This is a genomic window from Streptomyces tricolor (assembly GCF_002155905.1).
Lineage (GTDB): Bacteria > Actinomycetota > Actinomycetes > Streptomycetales > Streptomycetaceae > Streptomyces > Streptomyces tricolor.
In genome coordinates this window covers 1-8,811 of sequence record NZ_MUMF01000154.1, presented here as the reverse complement: position 1 = coordinate 8,811, position 8,811 = coordinate 1, and the positions used below count along the sequence as shown (strand labels likewise).

The 8,811-nt window shown below is 75.0% G+C and carries 9 protein-coding genes; 7 read left to right on the top strand and 2 right to left on the bottom strand.

The window, feature by feature from the left end; translation table 11 throughout:
* The coding region (locus CCN44_RS12330) for a gamma-glutamyltransferase family protein (RefSeq protein WP_208639758.1) at positions 1-1,121 on the bottom strand (1,121 nt) is incomplete at its 3' end.
* Positions 1,122-1,254: 133 nt separating this feature from the next.
* On the opposite strand from CCN44_RS12330, the gene CCN44_RS12325 reads away from it, so the two are divergent.
* The 7 genes from CCN44_RS12325 (at position 1,255) to CCN44_RS12295 (ending at position 8,134) form a co-directional block, all read left to right on the top strand.
* Entirely contained in the window at positions 1,255-1,905 is a 651-nt protein-coding gene (locus tag CCN44_RS12325; protein ID WP_158103096.1) for a Crp/Fnr family transcriptional regulator, read from the top strand.
* A 147-nt stretch (positions 1,906-2,052) separates the two neighbouring features.
* Complete coding sequence (locus tag CCN44_RS12320) at positions 2,053-2,901, top strand: nucleotidyl cyclase domain-containing protein (RefSeq protein ID WP_086697668.1); 849 nt, start codon at positions 2,053-2,055, stop codon at positions 2,899-2,901.
* Entirely contained in the window at positions 2,891-4,984 is a 2,094-nt protein-coding gene (locus CCN44_RS12315; protein ID WP_086697667.1) for a hypothetical protein, read from the top strand. Before CCN44_RS12320 ends, CCN44_RS12315 begins: the two co-directional genes overlap by 11 nt.
* A gap of 52 nt (positions 4,985-5,036) precedes the next feature.
* Positions 5,037-5,756: a hypothetical protein gene (locus CCN44_RS12310; protein ID WP_086697666.1), complete on the top strand. Its 720-nt coding sequence runs from the start codon at positions 5,037-5,039 to the stop codon at positions 5,754-5,756.
* Positions 5,753-6,025 carry a hypothetical protein gene (locus CCN44_RS12305; protein WP_059254152.1) on the top strand — a complete coding sequence of 91 codons (273 nt, stop codon included), beginning with the start codon at positions 5,753-5,755 and terminating at the stop codon, positions 6,023-6,025. The genes CCN44_RS12310 and CCN44_RS12305 overlap by 4 nt, the downstream gene beginning before the upstream one ends.
* 93 nt (positions 6,026-6,118) lie before the next feature.
* Complete coding sequence (locus tag CCN44_RS12300) at positions 6,119-7,135, top strand: hypothetical protein (protein WP_086697665.1); 1,017 nt, start codon at positions 6,119-6,121, stop codon at positions 7,133-7,135.
* Positions 7,136-7,462: 327 nt separating this feature from the next.
* Entirely contained in the window at positions 7,463-8,134 is a 672-nt protein-coding gene (locus tag CCN44_RS12295; RefSeq protein ID WP_086697664.1) for a hypothetical protein, read from the top strand.
* 36 nt (positions 8,135-8,170) lie between these two features.
* Here the strand turns inward: CCN44_RS12295 and CCN44_RS12290 are convergent, their stop codons facing one another.
* Positions 8,171-8,734, bottom strand: coding sequence for a dihydrofolate reductase family protein (locus CCN44_RS12290; RefSeq protein ID WP_086697663.1), 564 nt, complete (start codon positions 8,732-8,734; stop codon positions 8,171-8,173).
* Between the last annotated feature and the right edge of the window lie 77 nt (positions 8,735-8,811).

The following is an 8,811-nucleotide window of genomic DNA, read 5'->3' as shown; positions in this document are numbered from 1 at the left end:
GGCACGCGCGTGCGTGCCGGCGCGGGCAGCCGCGGGACGCGTCCGCCGGGGCTGCCGGGGCGCAGCTCGTGGTCGGCCTTCTCGCCGACGAGGGACCGGCGTGCGGCGTTGTAGTCGTCGGACAGCAGGTCCGCGAGGGGCACGTCGGCGGCGTCGCCGTACCAGGCTTCGCGGTCGGCCATGGCGAGCTTGCAGCCCTCGATCAGCAGGTGGACGTAGTCGGCGGAGCCGTAGGGAGGCAGTTCGGGCGGGAGCAGGGCGAGCTGCTGGAGCAGGACGGGGCCCTGGCTCCAGGGGCCGGCCTTGCACACGGTCCAGCCGTTCCAGTCGTACGTCACCGGGGTCTCGTAGGTCGCCGACCAGCCGGCGAGGTCGGCCTCGGTGAGCGTGCCGGTGTGCCGTTCGCCGCTGGTGTCCAGGGTGGGGCGCCGGGACTGCCGGACCAGGGCCTCGGCGATGAAGCCGGAGCGCCACACCTCGCGGGCGGCGTCGATCCGGGCCTCCCGGCCGCGCGCGTGGGCGGTCTCGGCCAGCAGCCGCCGCCAGGTGGCGGCGAGGGCGGGATTGCGCAGCAGCGTGCCGGGGCGGGGTGCCCGGCCGCCCGGCAGGTACACCTCGGCGGAGGAGGTCCACTCGGTCTCGAAGAGCCGCCGTACGCTTTCGACGGTCAGGCCGACGTTCTCCACGGGCGCGTGCCCGTGTTCGGCGTATCCGATGGCGTACCCGAGGACGTCGTCGAGGGGCTTGGTGCCGTGGTCGCGCAGGAGCAGCAGCCAGGCGTCGAAGGCGCCGGGCACGGCGGCGGCGAGCGGTCCGGTGCCCGGTACGAGGTCCAGCCCGAGTCCGCGGTAGTGGGCCGCCGTGGCGCCCGCCGGGGCCACGCCCTGCCCGCACAGCACGCGCACCGCGCCGCCCGCCGGGGCGAGCAGCATCGGCACCTCGCCGGCCGGGCCGTTGAGGTGCGGCTCCACGACGTGCAGCACGAACGCCCCGGCCACGGCCGCGTCGAAGGCGTTTCCCCCGTCCTCCAGGACCGCCATCGCCGACTGGGAGGCGAGCCAGTGGGTGGAGGACACCATGCCGAAGGTGCCGTGCAGGGTGGGGCGCGTCGTGAAGTGCATCTCCGACCTCGGTGGTTGTGTGCGTCGGTGGGCCTTGATCCGAGGATGGGCCCCATCCGGCAGGAGAGAAAAGGCGGCGAACAGAAACGATCATTGCCTCCCGCACGCCCCCGCCACCGTCTACGTTCATCGCATGAGCGAACACACTCGGGTTTCGCCGGCCCGGACGCTGCGCGACCTCGTCCCCGGCGAAGCGTGGGACCAGCTGACCAGCGGCCGCCGCCGCACGCACCCGGCGGGCACCACCCTGCTCCGCCAGGGCGATACCGGAACGCACGTACTGGCACTGGTCCGTGGGCTGGTGAAGGTCGTCCGCAGGGACATCGACGGCCGGGAGAGGCTGCTGAGCTTCCGCGGGCCGGGCGAGGTGCTGGGGGAGATCGCGGTACAGAACGGCAGGACCCGGCTGGCCGACGTACAAACCATGCGCGAATGCGAAGTTGCGTCCATTCCCGCGAGCGTCTTCGAGAGCTTCGTCGTCAGGCACGACCTTCCCGGCAGGCTGGCCTGCTTGGCGAACGACCGCCTGTGGGAGCAGACGGAGGCCGGCGAGGGAGACCTCGACCAGCGGCTCGCGGGTGTACTGCTGCGCCTGGTGAGCATGTCGGAGGACCGTGTCTTCCGCCTCACCCGGACCGAACTCGCCCAGCACCTGGGAGCGGGCCGCAACTCCGTCAGCGACGCCCTGCGGCGCCTGGGCCCGCGCTGCGTACGCGCCGACAAGACCTGCATCGAGGTCGTCGACGAACGCCGGCTGCACGCCCTGCTGCCCGAGCGGCTGTGACCGCCGTCACCTTCTCTGCGCACTGAGAGTGCACAACGCCTCTCTCACCGTCGCGAAGCTCGGAGGGCGCAGTCAGCAGCGCCCCTTCGTCCGCCGGGACCAGGCCCGACTCCCCTGGTCCCGGCGGACCTTCGCAGAGGAGAGAGAATGCACGACGCCCGTGCCCAGTTGCCCGCGACCTCCGCGGCCCCGCATTCCCGCAGCCGCCCGCTCCCGCCGTACCGCGGGATCCTGGCCGTGGACCTGAAGGGCTTCACCGAGCGCCCCGCCATCGACCACGAGGTGGTCAGCCGGGCGGTGCCCGAGATGCTGAGGATCTCGCTGGAACGCGCCGGACTCGCCCGGCTGTGGACCGACCGGCTGTTCCCCGCCACCACCGGCGACGGCTACGTCCTGGGCTTCGACCCCGCGTTGATGCCCCTGGTGATCCACCCCTGGCTGGACACCCTCCAGGACGTCGTCGCCGAGCTGAACGTCCACGCTCTCGGCACGGCCCCCCTCCGGCTGCGGGTCGGCCTGCACATCGGTCCGCTGCCCGACACCGCGGACGGGTTCGGCGGCAACGGAACCGCCCGTACCGACACGCACCGGCTGCTCGACTCCCGTCCGGTCAGGGCCGTCCTGGCCGAGCACAGCGAGCACATCACCCATGTCGCGGCCATCCTCTCGGACCGCTGCCACCAGGACGCCGTCGCCTCCGGGTACACCGGGCGGCACCGCGACTGGTTCCACGAGGTGCCGGCGACCGTCGACGGCAAGGCGTTCGCCCAGCGCGCCTGGCTGTACGTGCCGGCCCCCTCCGGCCCGTTGCCCGGCCGGGCCGCTCCGGCCGGGCGGCCCGAGGCCCCTACCGCGACGCCCCGGCGGCACGACGTCACCGGCGTGCTGCGCGCCGAGCGGGGGATCATCAACACCGGCTCCGTCCACGGCGGGCAGCACCTGACCAACCTGGACGCGTCCGCCCGCCCGGACCTGGAGGGCGGCCTTGACGACTGAGGTCGGCTCGGACGACGTCCTCGACACCCTGCTGCCCGAACTCGCCCGCGACAAGAGCATGCTCGTCGTCGCCCCGCACGGAACCGTCAACACCGGCACGGTCCACGGCGACCAGCGGTACGCGGTGACGGACTCCCCCGCGCCCGGCGGACCGGGCGTGCCCCCGGTGCGCCAGGGCCCGGTGCGGGCGAAGGACCTCCGGGCGGCCCGGCGCCGGTTCGCCCGGCCCCCTGGCTACACCGCCGGCCTGGACGCGCTCGGCTCCGGCGTCCTGTTCGTCGTCGGCCCACCCGGCACCGGCCGGCAGACGCTGGCCCTGAACCTCCTGGCGCACGGCCGCGCCGAGCCCGTGCTCGTCCAGATCGACGGCGCGGTGGATCTGGCGCACTGGCGGCCCCGGTCACGGGGCGTGCACGGCTACCTGGTGATGAACCTGGCCGACCCGTTCTCCCTGCGGCACTGGGACGTCACCCGCCTGGAGGAGGAGCTGGAGAAGGCCGGCGCCCGGCTGGTCGTCGTGCTGCGCGGGACGCCGGATCTGGCGCGGGCCGTCGAGGAGCGCCTGGACGTGCGGGTGCTGCGGCACCGGCCGCCCGATCCGCAGGAGGTCTTCTCGCTGCACTTCGCGAGCCTGTGCCCGGACGCCCAGGAGCGCGCCCGCCGGCGCAGGAAGGTGGGGCAGGCGGCGCTCGCCGCGCTGCTCCCGCCCGGGCTGCCGCCCGGCAAGGCGGTGCGGGTGGCCGAGGCGCTGGCCCGTCCCGGGCCGGCCGGCCGCCCGACCGCCGCCGGGCTGACGGCCGGGCTCGCCGCGGCGGAGGCCGCGCGGCTCGTCTCGGCGGCGGACGACGCCCCCGCCCCGCCGGCCCACCTGTTCTCGGTCTGCGTCCACCAGGGACTGGGCCGGAACACGGTCCTCGGCCGGGCGGCGGAACTGCTCGCCCTGATCCGCGCCCACCACGCTCCCGACGCCCCGCCGGAGCCGCCGCAGCGGTCCGGCGAGGCGAGCCGGCCGGCGCTCGCCCTGCCGGGGCCCGCGGGCTCCGGGGCGGCGGGGTGGCCGGCCCCCACGTCCGCCGCGCCGGATCTGCCGGCCGGCATCGCTGCGATGTGTGCGGTCCGTGAGGACGGCGACGGAAACGGGGCCCTCACCTTTCTGTGGCCCGCGGTGGGCGAGGCCGTCTGGGACGAGGTGTGCCGGGAACGGCCCGACTGGCTGCCCCTGCTGCACGTCTGGCTCGGCGCGGCCGGGGACGAGGAGCAGGCGGAACGCGCCGGGCGCGCCATGGCCGCCGTGGCCGAACGCACCGCCGGGCGCAGTCTGGGACTCCTCGCGGACCTGCTCCGCACCGGGCCTCGGACGGCCGCCGAGGTCGCGGGCCGCGCGCTCGCCGCGTCGTCCCGCCGCTCCCCGGCCGCCGCCACGGCGCACGCGCTGCTGGAGGAGTGGAGCGGCGCGCCCGAACCGGCGTTGCGCACCGCGGTCGTGGCCGCGTGCCGGCCGGACACGGACGGGCTGCCGGCCGAGGTCGCCATGCGGCTGCTGCGGCGGGTGCTGGACGCGCTCGGCGACGACGACGCCGCCGCGGCGACGGCCTTCCTCGTGTCGGGCACGCTGCTGCGCCGGTTCGCCGCCGGGGCCCCGGGGACCAGGGAGACCATCGTGCGCGACCTGGCCGTCTGGGTGCGCACCGAGGACGTGGCGGGACTGCTGGCCGCCCTCACGTTCCCCGTCCTCGTCGCCGAGGAGCACGACTGGTTCGGCGACCGGCTGTCCGCCGGGCAGGAGGCCGCGGACCAGGTCGTCGCCCTGGTCTGCGCCTCCCTCGACGAGGCGTCGGCCTATCCGGCCATGCGGGACGCGCTGCTGACGTGGTGCGCCGGGGCGGCCGGCGGCCCGGAACGCGAGCGGCGCCTGGAGGCGCTGTTCGCCCGGCTCGTCGACCGCCGCCGGCCCGGCTTCCTGCGGCTGCTGATGTCGCTCGAACGGGCCCCGCAGACCACGCCCGGCAAGGCACTCGCCGAGCGGTCCCTCACCCGGTGGCGCGGCGGGCCGGGTCCGGCCGCCGCCGACCCGTCCGCGTGATCCGCCCACGGCGCCATGACCCCCCTGTGACACCCCTGACAGGAGAGCAACGATGACGTCATCCTCGTACTCCGGCCTCTTCGCGCGCGTGGAGCGGGACGTGGGCGGCCGGGAGCCGCTCACCGGGCTCCGGCTGGACGACGGATCCGGTGCCCCGGGCACCGCCCTCACTTCCGCCGAGGCCCGCCCCGTGCTCTACGACCGCTCGGCGCCGGCCCCCGTGCGGGCCGCGCTGTGGCACCAGATCGCCGCGCTGTCCCAGCAGGACACGGACGGGAACGGCTGGCGGCTGGGCGCGGTGTGGTGCGCGCTGCCCGGTCTGCGCCGCCAGGCCTTCACCATCGTCCACCGCTTCGGCACCGACCGGGACGACGTGGAGGCGGAGATGCTGACCGCCTATCTGGAGGCGCTGCGGACCATCGAGCCGCGCACCCCCGACCCCGGCTCCGTCCTGCTGCGCTCCGCGTGCACCCGCGCCTGGAACTCCGCCCGGCAGGCCCGGCCCGAGCGGACCGTCGAGGACATCCGGTACACGGTGGACTCCCGCCAGGACCGGGGCGCCCTGTGGCAGGCGGAGGTGGCCGGCCGCGACCGGCCGGACGGGCTCGCCGCGACCGTGCGGATCACCGTCCCGGCCGACCGGGTGGAGGGGGTGCGCATCGGCGCCCTGGCCCGGGAGTGGGGTCTGACCGGAGCGGTCGCCGCCGCCTGCCGGTTCCAGCACGGCCGCCGGGTCGGCACGCTGTCCCTGCGCCCCCGGAGCCGCGGATGACCGGACGCGCGCAGACCCCTCTGACCTTCCGGGAGGTCCTGGACCTGCCGGTCAGCGTCGACCTGCGGACGGCGGCCAGGGCGTACGGCATGTGCCTGGGCACGGCCTACCGGCTGGTGGCCCTCGGCACCTTCCCCTGCGAGACCGTCCGGGTCGGCCGCCGGCACCGCGTCCTCACCGCCCATCTGCTGTCCGCGCTGGGCATCGAGGAACGGCCCGTCTACGCCGACGACCTCGGCGACGGCGTGGCCCTGACCCTCTTCGACTGAACCGCCCCGGGTGGGGCCGCCCGCCCCACCCGTCTTCCCACCGCTTCTCACCGTGCCCTTTCCGGGCCGTCCCGTTTCCGGAGGTACTCCGTCATGCCCACGTGTCTCGTCCTCGGTCCCGAGGCGCTCTTCCACGAGGAGGTCGTCCGGCCCGTGTGCGAAGAGCTGCAACTGTCCCTGATCCGGGCCGACCAGCTCACCGAACCCGGCCCGCTGGGCGAACAGCTCGTCCGGCACCTCCTGGAGGAGGACGTGGTCGTCGCCGATCTCACCGGGGGCCATCCGTCCGTCGCCCTCGGGCTCGGTGTCCGGCACGCGGCCGGGCGGAGCACGGTCCTGCTGGGGCAGGCCGGGACGGTGCCGGCGGGCCTGGACGCGCTCCCGGCCCTGCAGTTCCCGCCGCTGCCCGACGGCCGGGCCGAGGCGCGCGCCCTGCTGCGGGCGGCCCTGGCCGAGGAGCTGGGCCTGGCCGCCGCACCGGCCCCCGCCGAGGAGGGCGGCGAGGGCGGCGGAGCCGGGCACGAGGTGGCCGAGCCCCCGGCCGCCCTGGAGGAGAGCGGTCCCGGACTGCTGGAGCTGGCGGTGGCGGCCGAGACCGAGATGGAGGCGATGGCCGAGGACGTGGCCCTGGTGGAGGCGGCCTTCAAGGATCTGGGCGCGATGGGGGAGCTGTTCACCGAGGACGTGGTGCGGGCCAACCTGCCGGGCGCCCCCATGAGTACGCGGCTGGCCGTCGTCAACCGGTTCGCCAAGTCCATCGAAGGCCCCTCGGACGAACTGGAGGCGGCGGCCTGGCGCCTGGCCGCGCGGATGGAGCTGACGCTCGGCGCGCTGCGCGCGTTCCTGGAATGGGTGCGGGACACGCCCCGCTCGGAGTGGCCCGACTTCGTCGAGGCCCAGCTCGATCAGGTGATCGAGCAGACGCGGGAGGTGCGGGTCGCGGCCACCTGCCTCGAGGAGTTCGGGCCCATGCTCGTGTTCATCGGCAGGACGAGCAGCCGGCTGCGCGGGCCGAGCCGGAAGATCGCCGGCTCGCTCAGGACGCTCCTCGGGATCCTCTCGCCGCTGGAGGAGTGCGCGCGGATGGCACGCGCGCTCCAGGAGGCCTGACCCGATGCGACCGGCCGGTCCGGGCGGTGCCCGGGCCGGCCGGTCCGGTGGAGTCCGCGTGCCGGGCCCGCGCCCCGGGCGGACGGCGTGCTGCGGCGCGTGCCGGGTTCGCCTCGGCGGAGGGGACGGAGCGGGTGCCGCAGACGCCCGTACGACGGGCACGTGCGCGGAAGATAGCGGGCATAGCGGTACACCGGGCACCGGCTGTCGTGACCGGCCGGGTACGCAGAGCGTTGGCACTTCCGCCCCACAGGCAGTCGTGTGACACTGTCGTCCCCGTCCACCATGCGGACCCCTCCGCACCCCCTCCCCCACGAGAAGTGCGCCGTGCGTTCCCTTCCTCTGCCGCTCGCTCTCACCGCGCGTCTGTCGCCGGTCGCGGTGCTCGCCTGCGCCGGCTGGGCGCTGTCGTCCGGACCGGCCGCGCCGCCGGCCGCCGCCGGGCACCGGGCGGCCCAGGAGACACCCGCCGCGTCCCCCTCCTCCGCGGACTCGTCGTCCTCCGGGGCACCGAGGACCTACACCGCCGCGCCCGCCCCCTGCGCCGCGGTGCCCGTGCCCACCGTCAAGTCCCTGGCGCCGGGCGCGAAGACGGCCGGCAAGGAGATCCCCTCGACGGACACCGCGCTGCGCCGCACCTGCTCCTGGAACGCCCTCCAGGGGTACGACTACCGCTGGCTCGACGTGTCGTTCGAGATCAGCGAGTCGGACCAGGAGGCGAAGGAGGAGTACGAGCAGCGGGTCGCCGAGAAGAGCGGCGGCGGGGCCGTGCCGGGGCTCGGGGACAGCGCCTACTCCGTCGTGAACCTCACCACGGAGGACAAGCAGCAGACCCGTGAGGGCGTGGTGCTCGTGCGCGTCGCCAACGCCCTCGTCATCGTCACCTACAACGGCAGCGACTTCGAGAGCAAGAAGGCCCCGGACACGGAGGAGATCAACAAGGGGGCCATCAAGGCGGCGAAATCCGCGGTGGCCGCGCTGGGCGACGGCCGGGGCTGAGCCCCGGGCGGTGGTCGGGTCACCCGGGACGGGCGCTCAACGCCTCGTCTCGTACCTGGTCAGGAGCACGCCGCCGGGAAACGTCCGCGTCTCCACCAGGGTGAGGTTCACCCAGGTGTCCAGCGCGGTGAAGAACGGCGTGCCGCCGCCCGCCAGGACCGGCGCGGTGGCCAGGACGTACTCGTCGATCAGCCCGGCCCGCATGGCCGCCCCGGCGAGTGTCGCGCCGCCGATGTCCATCGGGCCGCCGTCCTCGGCCTTGAGCCGGGTGATCTCGGCGACCGCGTCGCCGGTGACCAGGCGGGTGTTCCAGTCGACCTGGTCGATCGTCGAGGAGAACACCACCTTCGGCATGTCCCGCCAGCGGCGCGCGAACTCGATCTCCGCCGGGGTGGCCTCGGGCCGCTGGTCGCCGGTCGGCCAGTAGGAGCTCATCGTCTGCCACAGCTTGCGCCCGTACAGCGTCAGGTCGGTCGCCTCCAACCGGTCGGACCAGAACTGGAACAGCTCGTCGCTCGGCACGCTCCAGCCGATGTCGTCGCCGGGCGCGGCGATGTAGCCGTCCAGGGTCAGGTTCATGCCGTAGATCAGTTTCCGCATGGCGCCGGCCTTCCGTGAGTCGGTCTCACGCGGACAGACCGGCGCGGCGCGGGAAACTCATCGGTGTCATCGGTGTC